8 protein-coding genes are annotated in these 17,529 nt (G+C 51.3%); 1 reads left to right on the top strand and 7 read right to left on the bottom strand.

Annotated elements, in window-relative coordinates; translation table 11 throughout:
- The first annotated feature begins 25 nt into the window (after window positions 1-25).
- Window positions 26-7,297, top strand: a complete 7,272-nt coding sequence (gene sov, locus F0L74_RS30750; protein WP_149841711.1) for a T9SS outer membrane translocon Sov/SprA — start codon at window positions 26-28, stop codon at window positions 7,295-7,297.
- A gap of 61 nt (window positions 7,298-7,358) precedes the next feature.
- Here sov and F0L74_RS30745 read toward each other — a convergent pair whose 3' ends face one another.
- The 7 genes from F0L74_RS30745 to lnt form a co-directional block, all read right to left on the bottom strand.
- Entirely contained in the window at window positions 7,359-8,876 is a 1,518-nt protein-coding gene (locus F0L74_RS30745) for a malate:quinone oxidoreductase (RefSeq protein ID WP_149841710.1), read from the bottom strand.
- Between the two features lie 165 nt (window positions 8,877-9,041).
- Complete coding sequence (locus F0L74_RS33460; protein WP_188316238.1) at window positions 9,042-9,203, bottom strand: hypothetical protein; 162 nt, start codon at window positions 9,201-9,203, stop codon at window positions 9,042-9,044.
- 338 nt (window positions 9,204-9,541) lie between these two features.
- Entirely contained in the window at window positions 9,542-10,297 is a 756-nt protein-coding gene (locus F0L74_RS30740) for an SDR family NAD(P)-dependent oxidoreductase (RefSeq protein ID WP_149841709.1), read from the bottom strand.
- A 70-nt stretch (window positions 10,298-10,367) separates the two neighbouring features.
- Window positions 10,368-12,206, bottom strand: coding sequence for a PKD domain-containing protein (locus tag F0L74_RS30735; RefSeq protein ID WP_188316237.1), 1,839 nt, complete (start codon window positions 12,204-12,206; stop codon window positions 10,368-10,370).
- A gap of 164 nt (window positions 12,207-12,370) precedes the next feature.
- Entirely contained in the window at window positions 12,371-14,938 is a 2,568-nt protein-coding gene (locus F0L74_RS30730; protein ID WP_188316236.1) for a PKD domain-containing protein, read from the bottom strand.
- Window positions 14,939-15,051: 113 nt separating this feature from the next.
- On the bottom strand, window positions 15,052-15,849 hold the full coding sequence (locus F0L74_RS30725; protein WP_149841706.1) for an alpha/beta fold hydrolase: 798 nt from the start codon (window positions 15,847-15,849) through the stop codon (window positions 15,052-15,054).
- Entirely contained in the window at window positions 15,833-17,470 is a 1,638-nt protein-coding gene (gene lnt / locus F0L74_RS30720; RefSeq protein ID WP_149841705.1) for an apolipoprotein N-acyltransferase, read from the bottom strand. The genes F0L74_RS30725 and lnt overlap by 17 nt, the downstream gene beginning before the upstream one ends.
- Window positions 17,471-17,529: the final 59 nt, after the last annotated feature.

The following is a 17,529-nucleotide window of genomic DNA, read 5'->3' as shown; positions in this document are numbered from 1 at the left end:
TGACCTCTATAAAAACCTATTTCGCTTGGCAAAAAAGACATATTTAAGTGCTTTTGCAGTAATAGGCGTCGTATCTTTTTTTATTCTTGACACTGCCGCAAGGGATCGTTCGGGAAGCTTTAAATACCATAATGTAACCTGGAAATCAGATACAACCGCAAAGGATACTACCCAAAAACAGGACACCCTCAAATACCCGCTTAAAGACCGGTACGGTACCACTATTACCGATCCCGTAAAAAATGCCATTGATCTAAAGGACCCCGCCGCCATCAAAAAGGAGGTGGTGTATGACCCGGTTACCAAGCAATATACCGTTACGGAAAAAATAGGCGACCAGTACTACCGTAATCCTACCTATATGAGCTTTGACGAGTTCTATAAATTACAGAACCAGCAAAGCGAACAGAGCTATTGGCAAAAAAGAGCGTCTACCCTGGGCAGTCTTAACCAGATTGGCTCCGGGCCGCTCCTGAACAGCGGCAATAGCCTGTTTGACCGTGTTTTTGGCGGCAGCAAGGTGGATATCCGCCCGCAAGGTAGCCTGGACCTCACCTTTGGTTACCAGGGTCAGAATATCAAGAACCCCGTGCTGGTAGAACAGGCGCGTAAGAACGGGGGCTTTGATTTCGACATGAACATCAACATGAACGTGACGGGTAAGATAGGGGATAAGCTGAAACTCATTACCAACTACAATACACAGTCTACTTTTGATTTTGAGAACCAGATCAAGCTGGAATATACCGGTTATGACGATGAGATCATCAAGAAGATAGAGGCTGGTAACGTAAGTTTTCCCTTACGCAGCCAGCTTATTTCCGGGGTGCAGTCCCTTTTTGGTATTAAAACCCAGCTGCAGTTTGGCCGCCTGACCGTTACCAGCGTACTGTCTAACCAGAAATCGCAGAAGCAGAACGTAATGCTCAAAGGCGGTACCCAAACCCAGGATTTCACCATCCGGGCAGACCAGTATGAGGATAACCGGCACTTCCTGCTGGCCCAGTTCTTCCGCGATACGTTCAACTACAACATGTCTAACCTGCCGGTGACCAAATCACTGGCCTATGTGAACCGTATAGAGGTGTGGGTGACCAACAAAACCGGGGCTACCACCCAAACCCGCGACGTAGTAGGTTTGATGGACCTGGCGGAGTACAAACCTTATAACACCACCCTGACGGTGCAGACCAATTCCAAACTGCCCAACAACGCTACCAATAACCTGTTTAGCCAGTTGGCCAACGACCCGGCCTCCCGTTTTTCCGGTACGGTCGTGAGCCGTTTATTGGGCCTGGGGTTAAAACCAGTACAGGAATTTGAAAAGACCTTTGCCCGTAAGCTGGATTCCACGGACTATACCGTGAACCGGCAATTGGGGTATATATCGTTAAAAGCGCAGCTGCAGCCGGATGAAGTGCTGGCCGTAGCCTATCAATACACCTATAACGGCCGCGTATTCCAGGTGGGTGAGTTCTCCCAGGACGTACCGCCGGACCAGAACAATAGCGCCAACCAGCAGATACTGTTCCTGAAATTGCTGAAAGCCACCTCCGCCCGTCCGGCCCTGCCTATCTGGGACCTGATGATGAAGAACATCTATTCTACGGATGCCTTTCAGCTAAACCGGCAGGACTTTAAACTGGATGTGTACTATAAGGACCCTGGCACCCAGGACCGCGCTCCCAGTGATAAACGTTATATACCGGATGCCCAGGGCGAATTTGCCGGGGCCCCCATTATCACCATCCTGAACCTGGACCGCCTTAATAACCAGAACGATCCCCAGCCAGATGGGGTATTTGATTATGTGGAAGGTTATACCATCAATTCCCAGGATGGCCGGGTGATGTTCCCTCAACTAGAGCCTTTTGCGGACGGCCTGCGAAAAGCCTTTGGCGGCAATGCCACGCTGGAAAAACAATACCTCTACAACGTACTGTATGACTCTATTAAAGTAGTGGCCCAACAGTTCCCGCAGCTGAACCGCTATGTGCTGAAAGGGTCCTATAAATCTGCCAACTCCTCAGAAATACAGCTGGGGTATAACATTCCGCCCGGCTCCGTACAGGTGACCGCCGGCGGGCAACAGCTGCGCGAGAATGTGGATTATATTATTGACTATAACCTGGGCCGCCTGAAGATCATCAACAGTGGCGTACTGGCCGCCGGGGTACCCATCAATGTGCAGTTTGAGAACAACGCACTTTTTGGCCAGCAGGTACGCAACTATTTTGGCACCCGCCTGGATTATATCGTAAATGATAAGTTAAGCCTGGGCGGTACCATGGTGAAGATGAGCGAACGGCCCTACTATCAGAAAGTGAACTACGGGGAAGACCCCATCAGTAACACCGTGTATGGCCTGGACGTAAACTATAATTCAGAATGGAAAGGGCTGACCCGCCTGCTGGATAAACTGCCTAACTATAGCACCACCACGCCGTCCAACATCCTGTTTACCGGTGAGGTGGCGCGGCTGTTCCCCGGCCATAGTAAGCTGGTAGATGCTGCCGGCAGCAGCAGCGGCCAGGTGTTCATCGATGATTTTGAGGGCTCCCAGAACGGGTACGACCTTAAATTCCCGGCCACCAGCTGGATCCTGGCCTCTACCCCGAGCGGCGCTACAGACGCCAATGGTAACATCATGTTCCCGGAAGCTAATCTGAACGACTCCCTGGACTATGGTAAAAACAGGGCTAAACTGGCCTGGTATATCATCGAGCCTACGCTGCAGATCCCCAAATCACCGGGGCTGCCTAATAATATTACGCCTACAGAGCAGAGCGACTCCCGTGTGCGCCTGGTATACCAGAAAGAGGTATTTCCTAACCGCTCCACGGACTTTGGACAAAGCCAGCTCAGTACCCTTGACCTGGCCTACTATCCAACGGAGAGAGGCCCGTATAACTTCTCCCACCTGCCGTCTGATATTGACCGTAACGGTAAGTTGCAGCGCCCGCAACAGAAATGGGCCGGCGTAATGCGCTCCATTGATAACAGCGACTTTGAAACGGCTAACGTAGAGTTCATCGAGTTCTGGATCCAGGATCCTTTTATTAATAATCCTAACAGCACCGGTGGCCAGCTTTATTTTAACCTGGGTAATATCTCTGAGGATGTGCTGAAGGACTCCCGCAAGTTCTTTGAGAACGGATTGCCGAATCCTAATACCAATGCCAACCAGCTGGACTCTTCGCACTGGGGCCGCATTCCTAAATACCAGCAGCAGCTCACCCAGGCCTTTGATAACGATCCTAATATCCGCGCTTACCAGGACGTAGGTTATGATGGCGTACGCTCTAACGGCGGTGAGGATGATGAGAAGAATTTTTACAAGAACTACCTGGCCCAGCTAGAAGCGAGCTTTGGCCGTGGCTCCGCTATCTACCAGCAGGCGGAGGCCGATCCCGCCAATGATGATTACCATCATTACCGTGGCGATGATTATGATCGTGACCGCCTCTCCATCCTGCAGCGTTATAAAAGATTCAGCAACCCGGAAGGCAACTCCCCCGTATCTACCGGCAACTCGCAGTACTCTTCCGCCGCCAGTAACATACCGGAAACAGAAGACCTGAACCGGGATAATACCATGAACGAAACGGAAGAATACTTCCAGTACCGTGTGGAGCTGAAGCCCAATATGGATATCGGTACCAACTACGTGGTGGATAAGATCACCGCCAATGTAGACAATCCGCCGGATGGTAATAAGAAACAGGAGATCTGGTACCAGTTCAAAGTACCGGTGAACAGTTATGACTCCCGTGTGGGCAGCATACCGGACTTTAAGTCCATCCGTTTTATGCGTATGTTCCTTACCGGCTTCTCTGACTCTGTAGTGGTGCGTTTTGCCAAGCTGGACCTGGTGCGTAACACCTGGCGCCAGTACCAGTACCGCCTGCAACCCGGGGATCCGGTGCCCAACGATCCATCCACCAGTTTCAATACCACTGCGGTGAACATCGAAGAGAACTCTTCCCGCAGACCTATCCCGTATGTGATACCGCCGGGCGTAACCCGTCAGAATACCATCAGCACCAACAATACCACCCTGCAGCTGAATGAGCAGGCACTGTCTATGCAGGTGTGTAACCTGAAGGATAATGACAACCGCGGCATCTACAAGAACCTGGGTCTGGATATGCGCCAGTATAAAAGGCTGCAGATGTACATTCACGCAGAGGCGGTAGAGAACGCCGCCTCCCTGAAGGATGGCGAAATAAGGGCCATTATACGTTTGGGTAGTGATTTTGTAAGCAACTATTATGAATACCAGATACCGCTGAAGGTAACGCAATGGAATACTACAGACCCGAACTCCATCTGGCCGGAAGCTAATAACCTGGACCTGGAGCTGGCCAAACTGGCCAATGTGAAGCAGCGCCGTAATCTGTGCGACTCCTGTTCGCCGCTTACGCCGTATACAGAGGCAGACGGCGGCAACTATATCACCGTGGTGGGTAACCCCAACCTGGGCGATGTAAGGAGCGTGATGATAGGCGTGTACAATCCCAAGGACGACGGTATTTCCAAATGTACAGAAGTGTGGTTCAATGAAATGCGTCTCACGGACTTTGATGAAAAAGGCGGTTATGCCGCCATGGCCAGGATGGACGTGCAGCTGGCAGACCTGGGTACGGTAAGCGTATCCGGCAACATGCACACCGCCGGTTTTGGCGCCATTGACCAGCGGGTAAATGAGCGCTTCCGTGATGACTACCTGCAATATGACGTAGCGGCCAACCTGGACCTGGGTAAACTGCTGCCCAAGAAAGCGTCTATCTCCGTACCGGTATACGCCGGTTACTCCCAGGCGGTGAGCAACCCGGAATACGACCCTTACGACCTGGATATTAAGCTAAAGGATAAATTGCGGCTGGCCCGTACCTCGGCGGAGCGGGATTCCATCAAACGAGATGCGCAGGACTTCACCGCCATCAAGAGCCTGAACTTTACCAATGTACGTAAGCTTAACCAGGGTGGCGGCACGCTGAAACCCTGGAGCATAGAGAACATTGATCTCAGTTACTCCTACTCGCAAACCAACAGCCATAACCCGCTCATAGAAAGCGATGTGCTCACGAAACACCGCGGTGGCCTGGGATATAACTATGCCGGCCAAAGCAAGTTCATAACGCCGTTCAAGAAGCTGTTTAAGAGCAAGAGCCACTGGCTGGACCTGGTCCGCGACTTCAACTTTAACTACGTGCCTTCCATCGTTAGCTTCCGCGCGGATATTACCCGCCAGTTTGGCGCTACCCGGATCCGTAACGTAGGCGGTGATGGCACTTATAAGCTGCCGGAAACCTATAATAAGTTCTTCACTTTTGACCGTTACTACGGGTTAAAATGGGACCTGAGCCGCAGCCTTACCTTCGATTTCAATGCGGTGAACAATGCCCGTATCGATGAACCGGCCGGCCGTATTGATACCAAAGAAAAGAAAGACAGCGTGCGCAGCAACCTGTTCAAGTTTGGCCGTACCACCAACTACTTCCACTCCCTGAACGTAACGTATACGCTGCCCACCAGCAAGTTCCCGCTGCTCAGCTGGACCAATATCGCCCTGGGTTATAATACGGAATACCGGTGGACGGGCGCCTCCCGCCTGGCCCTGGAACTGGGTAACGCCATCGAGAACACGCAGAACAAAACAGTAACGGCAGAATTCAAGTTCTCCGAACTGTATAATAAGTCCAAATTCCTGAAGAAGGTCAATACCACGGGCTCCTCCGGTAACAATAATAACCGGAACCAGCAGGGACAGAATATGCAGAACAACCAGAATAAACAGCAGCAACCGCAGAAAAAAGATGATAATGATGACGAGCTGCCTGCCCTGGTGAAAGCTGCCCTCAGACCGCTGCTGTCCGTGAAACGTATTGCCATCAACTATACAGAAAATGCCGGTACCCGCCTGCCAGGTTATATAGACAGTACTAAGGTCCTGGGTATGAACTGGGCCTCCATGGCGCCTGGTATCGGGTTTGTACTGGGGGCACAGCCCAACAAAGCCTGGCTGGATAATTTTGCCAAGAAAGGGCTGGTGACGCCGGATACCCTGTTCAACGTACAGTTCCAGCAACAGTTCACCCAGCGCCTGGATGCGCAGGCACAGCTGGAACCGGTACCGGACCTGCGTATTGACCTGAATATCACCAAATCATTTACCAAAACGCATACAGAACTGTTCAAGAACGCTACCGACAGCTTTGGGAATGTGCTTGGGTTTGAGCACCTGAGCCCCTATGATGCAGGTGGTTTTGAGATCACTTATGTGGCCATTAAAACGCTGTTTGGTAAGATTGATGCGGAAAGCGGCATGTCAAAAACGTTCAAGAACTTTGAAGACTACCGCCTGGCTATTTCCCGCAGGCTGGCTACGGCCAACCCGTATAACAGCGTTCCGGGCACGCCTACCCAGAACACCAAGGATCCCGGCTACTACTACGGTTACAGCCGTTATGCGCAGGATGTGCTGATACCAGCCTTCCTGGCCGCCTATACCGGTAAAGACCCGGAAAAGATAGGCCTGCTTAAACAGGGCAATGCCAATGTGCGCAGCAACCCGTTCAGTAATTTTATACCTAAGCCTAACTGGCGCATTACCTATAACGGTTTAACCAAGCTGGAGCCGTTCCGTAATATATTCACCAACTTTGTGCTTACGCATGCCTATACCGGTACGCTGGCCATGAACTCCTATAATACGGCCCTGCTTTTCGAGGATCCCCGTTTACTGGGTGTGCCTGGTTTTGTGGATACCGTGTCCGGCAACTACATACCTTATTTCCTGGTGCCCAACCTGACCATGACAGAGCAGTTTGCGCCGTTGATAGGCTTTGATATGACCTTTACCAATAGCCTTAACTGCCGCGTGGAATTCAGGAAAAGCCGCTCCCTTAGCTTAAGCCTGATCGATTACCAGCTTACAGAGCTGCGCTCTACGGAGATCGTGATAGGCGGTGGTTACCGTATGCGTGGTTTCCCGCTGCCGTTTAAGATAGGTAAGGACGGCGGCAAGAAGTTAGAAAATGATATGAACTTTAGGCTGGACCTGAGTTACCGGGATGATAAAACGGTCAATAACCGGCTGGATGCCGATCTTGTCATACCCACCAGCGGTCAGAAGGTGATAGGCATAGCGCCATCCATAGACTATGTGGTCAATAACCGGTTGAACCTGCGCTTCTTCTATGACCGACGACAGACGATACCGGTAATATCCACTGCATATCCCATTACCAATACCAGGGGCGGGATAACGCTACGGTTTATGCTGGCGCAATAAGATATACAGTATATAAAAAAGAAAGGGGCNNGCCCCTTTCTTTTTTATATACTAATCTTACTTAGTAAGTCTCTGCCAGCGCTTCTTCTCTCACGCCTTTCAGCTTCAGCACCTTGCTGGTATGGTTCCGGATCTCCTCGCAGAATGCCGGGTTATCCGCCAGCTTCTGACCGTAGGAGGGGATCATCTCTTTCAGTTTAGCCTGCCATTCCGGGGTAGCCAGCTGGCTTTTAAAGCAACGGCCCAGCAGGTCCAGCATAATGGATACGGCGGTAGATGCGCCGGGAGATGCGCCCAGTAAAGCGGCAATCGTACCGTCTGCCGCGCTCACCACTTCTGTACCAAACTCCAGTACGCCGCCGTGTTTGGGGTCTTTTTTGATCACCTGTACACGCTGACCGGCAGTTTCCAGGTCCCAGTCTTCCATTTTGGCGTCCGGTACAAAAGCCCGCAGCGCTTCCAAACGGTCTTCCGGTGATTGGCGTACTTGCTCTATCAGGTATTTGGTCAGGGGAATATTATCAAAACCAGCCGCCAGCATGGGGCGGATGTTATAGTATTTGATGGAAAGCGGTAAGTCCAGGTAGGAACCGTGTTTCAGGAACTTGGTGGAGAAACCGGCATAAGGGCCAAACAGCAGCGCCTTTTTACCGTCAATTACCCGGGTATCCAGGTGCGGTACAGACATGGGAGGCGCGCCTACGGCAGCCTTACCATATACCTTGGCGGCATGTTTGTCAATCACTTCCGGGTTATTACAGATCAGCCACTGGCCGCTTACGGGGAAACCGCCAAAGCCTTTGCCTTCCGGTATGCCGGATTTTTCCAGCAGGGGCAGGGAGCCGCCGCCGGCGCCTATAAATACGAATTTGGTCTTAACGGTCCTTTTCTTATTGGTAGTGGCATTTTTTACGGTAATATGCCAGCGCCCGTCTTCCTGCTGCTCAATATCCTTTACTTCGTGGGCGGTGTAGAGGGTAACGCCTTTCTGCTCCCGCAGGTAGTTACACAGCTGGCGGGTGAGGGCGCCAAAGTTCACATCTGTACCGGCCTCCATACGGGTGGCGGCTACCTGCTGGGCAGGATCGCGGCCTTCCATTACCAGCGGCATCCATTTTGCCAGCACAGCCGGGTCTTCAGAATACTGCATGCCCTTAAAGAGGGGGCTGCCTTCCAGGCCCTGCTGCCGCTTCTGTAAATAGGATACATTATCCTCGCCCCATACAAAGCTGATATGCGGCACGCTGCGGATAAAGGACTCCGGCGATTTAAGATATCCCTGGTTGAGCAGGAATGCCCAGAACTCTTTGGATATTTCAAAAGATTCCGCAATCTTAATGGCCTTGGAAATGTCCACGCTGTTATCAGGGCGTTCAGGCGTGTAATTCAGCTCACAGAAGGCGGAGTGGCCTGTACCGGCATTATTCCAGGCGTCAGAGCTTTCACCGGCAATCACATCCAGCCGTTCATAAATGTCAATGGTCAGTTCCGGTTGCAATTTCTTAAGAAGTACTCCCAGGGTGGCGCTCATGATGCCTGCTCCAATTAACACAATATCAGGCGCAGCTTTTGAAGACATATATTTCTAATTTTTTCATTTTTCCGCCGCAAAATTAGCACTAAATGCCTAGAACAAAAACCTAAAATATGATAGTTTCCGGGGTACACGTCAGCTAACCGTAATAAAAAAGGGCCGACCAGTTACCGGTCAGCCCTTTAAGAAAGTTGCTCTACATTTTCATACTCAGCTGTAGCTCAGGGAGTAGCCTTTCGCATCTTCCCAGTCTTTGCCCATGGCCCAGCGGCCATAGTTATTCCGCCTTGATCTCTCGTAGTAGTAGCGCCATTCTGCTTTCCACCTGGGATAGTACAGGCGTAGCAGTAAAACGGTTACGAATGTAAGCATAGGGATTAGGTTATAGATTATAGGATAGTTAGCATAGCCTTAAACACTGTAACAGATAAAATAATGTCGTTTCAAATATATGAATTCTCTCAAATATATTCAAATATTATAAATTATAAAATCACACCTTAATGTTAAATTAATTCCGTGAAAAGATCAATTTTTCATCTGCAAAAGGCAAATTCCTATCAATCTTTAGCGGGTAAAAACCGGCATTGGCCTGCATTTACACAGATATTAATTTTCTCATCTGTAAGAGCAAATTACTGTCAATATGCAGTCACAGGTATAGTAGCGCGCTAATATTCTATCTGTAAAAAGCAAATTACTATCAGCCGTTACACACGGTGATAATAGTAAGCGCTTGCCTGCTGCAGCGGCGTAATTTCCAGCTCGTTAATGCACACATGCGGCGGCAAGGTGGCGCAGTAATAGATCACATCTGCCACATCTTCAGCACTTAAAGGCTTTAAACCCTGGTATACGCCTTTGGCTTTGTCTTCATTGCCCTTAAAACGCACCAGGGAAAACTCCGTTTCCGCAGCGCCCGGCTGTACATCCGTTACCTTAATGCCGTAAGGCAACAGGTCTATCCGCATGCCTTTGGAAAGGGCGGCCACCGCGGCCTTGCTGGCGCAGTATACATTGCCTTTGGCATATACCTGGCTGCCGGCTATGGAGCCCAGGTTGATGATATGGCCTTTCCGCTGATCTATGAGCCAGGGTATCACCGCACGGGATACGTAGAGCAATCCCTTTACATTGGTGTCTATCATTTCTTCCCAGTCATTGAGATCGCCTTCCTCTATGCTGCTAAGCCCTGCGGCCAGGCCTGCATTATTCACCAGTACGCTCACCTTTTTCCAGTTTTCCGGTATGCCGCCCAGCACGGTGCTCACGGTTTTTTGGTCCCGTACGTCAAAAGCCAGGGGGAGTACCTTGATACCGTATTGCTTTTCCAGTGTTGTCTGCAGATCGTTTAGCCGCTCCTGTCTGCGCCCTGTAATAATGAGGTCATTGCCATTCTGTGCAAATTTTTCCGCACAAGCCTTACCAAAGCCGGCAGTTGCGCCGGTGATCAATATTATAGCCATTGGGTAGATGATTTTTGAAATGAGGCTGCTAAGATACTGCCTGCAGTGCATAAGTGGTATGGGGTTAGGGCTACCGGACTAAAGTAACGGTTCCCTTTTTCTCTACGGACTGCCCGTTCAGGTCCTTGCCGGACAGGATCCAGATATACGTATCTGAAGAGGCGGGCCGCCCGCCTACCATCCCATCCCAGCCGTTGCGGAAATCAACGGAATTGAATATTTCCTGTCCCCAGCGGTTATAGATACGGAAGTAATCATATTCGATAATGCCTACCGGTATAAACCGGAAGCGGTCATTCACCCCGTCGCCATTAGGGGTAAAAGCATTGGGGATATAGATATCGGGGCCTGCAAAGTATTTTATGCTGATGCTGTCATACCCTACACAGCCCTGTTGGTTGGATACTTTCAGCAGGTATTGTATGTCTTCGTCCCAGGTTACCACCGGGTCCGGGATATTGGTGGCGCTAAGCCCTGTACCTGGCTGCCAGGCGTAAAATTCCCCGCCGCTGCCGTGCAGGGGCAATTGCTGCCCCCTGGCTAGTATGGTATCATTACCGGCAAAAGGCCTTACCTCATACATGGTGACATTCTGCGTGAAGGATTTGCTGCAACCCTTGTCCGTTTCCAGGTTCAGGGTAACGGTATATACGCCGCCTTCCGGGAAGGTCCAGTTAATGCGCCGGCCGTTGGCAGCGCCATTAGGCATGCCCATATCCCATTTATAAGCGGTGATTTTGCCGTAAGTATACGACGAGGTATCCCGGAAAAGCACCGGGTTCCGGGCGCATTGGCCCATAACGGTGTAGCCGGCACGTAAGCCCGGGTAATTGTTTACGAGTCCTTCACTGCTGTCTACACAGGGCAGGCCGCGGTTTACCACCAGTTTCAGCTTATAGCTGCCTGTATCGGGGTATTGGTGGAAGAAGATGTCTTTAGTGTAGGTGGTGGTATCAGTACCATCGCCAAAATTCCAGTAGAAGCTGGAGGTATAACCTGCATTGCTGAAATTGGGAATGGCCACGCGCAGGTCAGCGGAGTCAATACAGTTATTCAGCACCTGCTGCAGATTGGCCCGCACGTTGGAGCTGCAGTTAAATACCGTGAGCAATATATCCTTATGATGGGTGCCTATCAGCCGCCTGGTAGCCCGGTCATATTCATTTACACATACGGATACTACATATTTGCCCACCCGGTCTGGCGTGCCGGAGAGCATGCCCTTGTTGTCAATGGAGATGCGGGGATTACCGCCCATGGGATTAGCGCCCGAATAGGGTGGAATATAGTTCACGAGGTCATTATAGGGCGGCGGGTTGGTGGCGTTGGCCTCGTTCCGGGAAGAGCCGCCGGTTAAGGCGCCGCAAAGGTTGTAAGTAAGGCTGTCGCCATCTTCATCATAGGCGGCGTAATCGTATTCAAAAGAGAAGCTGCCGCAGATCACGATCGCCTCATCCTTATTAAAATAAGCGCTGTTATTATTGGGCCGGCTTTCGGTACCGGGGATGGTCGTGTAATAGGTGCTGCCTTCCTGTTCAGAGCTGTAGATATTAGCCAGGTGCTCACCGCGGCAGCAACGCTGATAGGCAATATAATATCCTCCGTAAGTGGGCGTAAGATTGATGGTATCCCGGTAGAACGCTGCTTCCAGGTGCTGCGTTTGCGGCGACAGGCAGGGATTCTTCAGCGTATCGAACATGGGTTTGGTGGATTGGATATACAGCTGTACGGGGGATGTTACGCGCTGGCCGGCAGCATTGTAGATGTTGATGGTAACGGGATTCTCAAAACGGTCCAGGCAACCTTGCCGGTCGCCGCAGGTAAAATCTGCATCGCGGTAGAGCTTGAGGGTGATGGCGTACCGGTATTGTCCGGTAGCGGCGTTATAGCCTACGGTTTGATAATACATCTCCCCGCCAATTATATGGTATGCAACTGCTTCAACGTGGATCATGCAGCCAAGAACGAGGAGGAAAATTTTGCTCATGTATGGGGGCACAGGCCTCTCTGAATTTACTAAAATTCAGCCAATCCATGAAATGATTTTTTTGTTAACGGGAAGTTATCAATGCCTTACCGTACAAGGGTTACAGTGCCTTTGCGCAAAACGGTGTTTCCATGTATATCCTGGCCTTGTACTACCCAAACATAAGTGCCAATTGCAGCAGGTTGTCCGCCAAACGTACCATCCCAACCTTTCATATATTCCACGTTGGTATACATCAGTTTACCCCAGCGGTCAAACACCCGGAAGAAGTCCATGTGCACAATGCCTACCGGCAGCGGACGGAAAACATCGTTCAGGCCATCCCCGTTAGGCGAGAAACCGGTGGGGATATAAATATCCGGGCCCACGATAAAACGGAGGCGTATATCGTCTGTACCATGACAGCCTTCGGGAGTATACACCGTAACGGTATAGACAAAATCGCGGTTAATATTGGTCAGTGGGGAGTCAATGGCAGGGTTATCCAACCCGTCTACCGGCGTCCATACATACCGTACGCCGCCAGTGGCATGCAGCCGGAAAGGCAGATCCTTTATCAGGATGGTATCGTTGCCCGCAAAAGCCGGCACTGGCGGTATTACGGTTATCTGTACGGTATCGTTCACCGGTTTGGGACAGCCCAGTACATCCCTCACCGTTACAATAAAATCGGTAGTGGCGGTAGGCCGGGTAGTGGTTATGGACCGCGTGGGACTGTTTACCAGGTTGGTTGGCGTCCACTGGTAAATGCTGCCGCCAGTGGCCCTTAAGGTGATCTGGTCGCCATAACAGATGGTAGTATCATTACCGGCAAAAGCCTTTGGCGGGTCTACTACTTTCAGGTTCAGAGAATCCCATGCGGTACAGGAGCCCAGCGTTACCTGTATACCATAGGAGGAACTGGGCGGTAGCGGCACTACCGGCGAAATAAGTTTGTCGCCCACGATGGTATTGGTATTCAGATCCCACCAGGTAAACTGGTAAGGCCCGTCCGCCATTGATTGCAGTTTGATGGTATCGCCGGTGCAAACGGTGCTGTCAGGCATGGCGCGCACCAGCAGGAAATCCTTTACATCAATCGCCACCCGCTGACTGTTCACGCAGCCTGTGCCATCGCTGAAGGTAACGGTATAGGCCGTATCCAGCTGCGGGCTCACGGTGGGAGTGGCGGTATTGGCGCCGGTTATATAGTAGTTATTGGGCGTCCATGTAAAAGAGCCGGGCGTAATGCTGGAGGCCCTTAATTGCAGGGCATCATTGCGGCATATAGGCGTATCGCTGGTGGTGAACAGCGGTGGTTTGTCGTAGATGGAGACGGTATCAAATATGGTACGCTCGCAGCCATTACGGGTGCGTATAAATAGCTGCACATTGTATTTGCCGGCCGCCGGGTATTGATAAGCAGGATTGCTTAGCAGGGAGGTATCATTAGTGGCATTGCCATCTCCAAAATCCCAGCGGTAATAGTTGATAACATCTGTACGGCCGGTGGTGGTGGAGGTGTTCTGGAAACGCGTATTTGTATTGGTACACAGGCCGCTAAAGCTAAAATCCGGCCGCAGCTGCGGGTACACGTACACTGTGGCCAGGGCGCTGTCGCCGCAGCTGCTATGGCGGTCCACGATCAGTTTTACGGTATATACGCCATCCGCGCGGTAAGTATGTTGTAAGGCGCCTGTGCTGGTAGTGGTGAGGGTATCGCCATCGCCAAAATCCCAGAAATAGGTCTTGCCCGGGGTACTGTTATTAAGGAAGTTGATCGTATACCCATTACAGTCCGCATATTTATCCGGCATGGCCGCTGTTACCAGGCGGGTACAGGTGGTCACTGTTACGTGAAAATCCTTGCGGTGCACGCCTATCAACTGGTTGTTCCGGAATTCACGTACGCATACGGTGATCACATATTTGCCTGGCGGCGGCGCTACGCCGGAGATAATGCCGGTATTAGGGTCGATGAAAGCGCTGGCGCCTAAAGGGTTACCACCGGAATAAGGATTCTTGTAAGGCAAACTGCCGTAAGGAGGGCCTGCGGCAATAGGCGGTATGCCGCTTTGATTGGTGGTTTGTCCCCCGCCATAGGCGTCGCAGAAGCTATATTCCAGCCGGTCGCCGTCCGGGTCCATGGCAGAAAAATCATAACTGAATTTCTTACCGGCGCATATTACTACCGCCTGGTCTTTGGCAAACACCGGGCTGGAGCTGCCGATGATACCGCTGTTACGGCCGGGCAGCTCGGCATAATAGGTAGCGCCGTTACCAGGGCGGTTATTATCACCCGGCACGCGGGTATCCACTACATTCTCAATGAAATTATCGCGGCAGCAGCTCTGGAAGGATACTGTATAGCCCCCGTCATTATCCGGCACGGTAACATCCGTTTCAAAAATGCCGATCTCAAAACATACGCTGGGAGGGTTTACAATACAGGGGTCTACCAGGGCAGAGGTAACGGTCTTATCCAGCGCCTTGTTCCGGGCTACCAGCGGCGTGTTAATGCGGCTGCCGTTATCCTTGCTGAAAATGGCGAAGTAAACGCTGGGTGGCATCAATGCTACGGTGGGATCGCTCTGGCCGCATACCCGGAAAAGCTTCAGGGTGATATGGTACCGGCTTTGCCCTGCACCGCCGGAACCGAGGTAACGATAGTACATCTCTCCCCCTATAATATGGGACGCCCGTGTTATGCACACGCAGGCAAGGCATATCATCAGCAACGAAAGATGTTTCACGTAGCGGGTTAATATTTATTTGGTGAACGTTAATCTCAAAGCTGGCAAAACTCCACAAACTGCCGCAGCACCAGGGTGATCACTTCCGCCTTTTCCCACATGCCCATATGACCAGTATTTTCCAGGATATGGATACTGCTCCGGGTAGGGAGGGTTACCTGCGGCAGCACGCTGTCCATAGGTACGGCATTATCATCTTTCCCCATTACAAACAGCACCGGCGTATTTGCCTTTTGCAGCACCGCTTTACGGTCCGGCCGGTGTATCATGGCTTCATAATAGGCTATCAGGGCTTCCACGCGGCATAACATGCCCATTTGTACCAATTCCTCTATCAGCGCCGGTTGCTTAGTTTTAGTAACAGGGCTGAACATGTTAGGGACTGTTTGCCTTATAAATGCTTCGCTGCCGTATTGCTCCATCAGTTTAATGGATTTACGGCGCGCTTCTTTTTTCTCTTCTGTATCCGCTGCGGCGGTGGAGTGTACGAGGCCCAGGCCCAGCACCTGGTCAGGATATTTTTCCGCAAAGGCAAGGGCTACATATCCGCCCATTGAGTGTCCTGCGATCACCGCCTTATCTATCCCTTCTGCTAACAGGATGGCGTGTACGAAATCTGCCATGCTGTCTATACTCAGCGGGTAGGTAAGCGGTGAATTGCCGCTGCCCGGCAGGTCCGGAATGATTACGCAGTAATGTTCCCGGAGGTTGCTTTGCTGCCGTGCCCATACTGTGCTGTTCTCCGGGAATCCGTGTATCAGCACGAGGGGCACGCCTTCGCCTGTTACCTGGTAAGCGCCGATAGCATTTTGACTGTTAATTTCCTTCCACATATGGTTTCCTGTTCGTAAATCGTAGAATAATGGAGTAAACTATTAACAAGATACAAAATATCACCGCTCCCTTTGACAGGAGATCGCCGTATTGCACATAGAACGTAAAAGTATTGCCCGGTGTTACAGTGCTTTTTATAACCGCTTCTTCCCAGTACGGCTGGGCCAGCTTTATGTTGCCCATGGGGTCCACAAAGCAGGAAACGCCTGTATTGGCGCTGCGCGCGATCCAGCGCCGCGTTTCAATAGCCCGCAGCCGGGCGTATTGCAGGTGCTGGCGGTGGCCTTCTGTATTACCCCACCAGCCGTCGTTAGTGATAATGAATAACAGGTTAGCGCCCAGGCGCACATGTTCCGCAATGAACTCCCCGTAAATGGACTCATAACATATAGTGGGAAATGCCTTAATGTGTTCGTTTGTGTTTTCCAGTACTTCCACACCGGGTGTACGTCCGTAGCTGCCGGTGATGCCACCCATATCCAATGCCCAGCTCTCCATAAAGGTGAGGTAACGGGAATAGGGGACCAGCTCTACGCCCGGCACCAGTTTGGATTTATGATAGATCTGTATGGCACTGGAAGTATCTATCTGCAGGCCGGTATTAAAGGCGTCAAAATAAACGCCGCCTTCCAGCGGCCGGGCAGAGTAGGGGGCTTCGTCCTTGCTCATATAACGTTTGAGGGTAGTGGCCCCCGTGATCAGTTTTGCTTTGGGATATTGGCGCAGCAGCTGACGGATAGCCTGCACGGCAGGTTGCTCGTTGAGCTGATGTTCCCAGGCGCCATGCGGGAACAGCGCGGTCTCCGGCCATACGATATAAGCGGTATTGCTGTCTACCTGCTGCCGGGTAAGCGACAGGAATTTCTCCAGCTGCAGGTTTTCCGCCCCATCGGCAAATTTATCATAAGGGTCGATATTGGGCTGCACGATCACTATAGAAAGCGGTTTTCCCCGTGATGTATCCGCACTGCTTTTAAACCCGACCATCAGGCTGAATAAAAACGGCACAATGATGACTGCTATAGGTTTCCCGCCTGATTTCCATATATAGGCGCCCAGGGGCACTGCCTGCAGTGTTTTCCGCTGCCGCCAAAAGCTGTACAGCGCTATATTGGCCACCAGGATCCACAATGTGCCGCCGCTGGCGCCGGTGTATTCATACCATTGTACCCAGTTGGGGTGCATGGCAAAGATATTACCCAGGGTTAGCCAGGGCCAGCTCAGCTCCCAGTTCAGATGAATATATTCAAACGTTAACCAGTATACGATCAGGGCTACATAGCTGCCGGTAACGCCAAAACGTTTGCGGCTATTTTTAAAGCCCAGCCAGGGCACACACATGATCAGCGCATTGATGGTATTGGCCGCAATACCGCTGGCCGGTAACGGCGTATTGCCCACCCACCAGGTGGTGGCAACGTTCCATATCACCATTGCCAGGTATACGCAACCAAAATAGACCCAGCGGTTTTGCACCAGATCTGTTAAATACAGCAGCGGTATAAAAGCAATAAAAACAAGCAGGGTAAGCGGTGAAGTGGGCCATGCCGCCCACAGCAATAAGCCGCTGGAAATGGCCAGCAGCGAAGGAAGGAGCCGATGGATACTACGTTTAGCCATAAAATATGTAATGCTATAGTGTCCAAAAATAAGCTATTGATGTTAACGGCACATGAAAA

The organism is Chitinophaga agrisoli (genome assembly GCF_008386695.1).
Taxonomy (GTDB): Bacteria; Bacteroidota; Bacteroidia; order Chitinophagales; family Chitinophagaceae; genus Chitinophaga; species Chitinophaga agrisoli.
This window is presented reverse-complemented; position numbering and strand designations above follow the sequence as displayed.

What these genes read in the sequence shown, in the direction of transcription:
- F0L74_RS30745 (WP_149841710.1), bottom strand. Translation starts at nt 8,876, where the DNA reads ATGTCTTCAAAAGCTGCGCCTGATATTGTGTTAATTGGAGCAGGCATC.
- F0L74_RS33460 (WP_188316238.1), bottom strand. Translation starts at nt 9,203, where the DNA reads ATGCTTACATTCGTAACCGTTTTACTGCTACGCCTGTACTATCCCAGG.
- F0L74_RS30740 (WP_149841709.1), bottom strand. Translation starts at nt 10,297, where the DNA reads ATGGCTATAATATTGATCACCGGCGCAACTGCCGGCTTTGGTAAGGCT.
- F0L74_RS30735 (WP_188316237.1), bottom strand. Translation starts at nt 12,206, where the DNA reads ATGTATTATCAAACCGTAGGCTATAACGCCGCTACCGGACAATACCGG.
- F0L74_RS30730 (WP_188316236.1), bottom strand. Translation starts at nt 14,938, where the DNA reads ATGTACTATCGTTACCTCGGTTCCGGCGGTGCAGGGCAAAGCCGGTAC.
- F0L74_RS30725 (WP_149841706.1), bottom strand. Translation starts at nt 15,849, where the DNA reads ATGTGGAAGGAAATTAACAGTCAAAATGCTATCGGCGCTTACCAGGTA.
- lnt (WP_149841705.1), bottom strand. Translation starts at nt 17,470, where the DNA reads ATGGCTAAACGTAGTATCCATCGGCTCCTTCCTTCGCTGCTGGCCATT.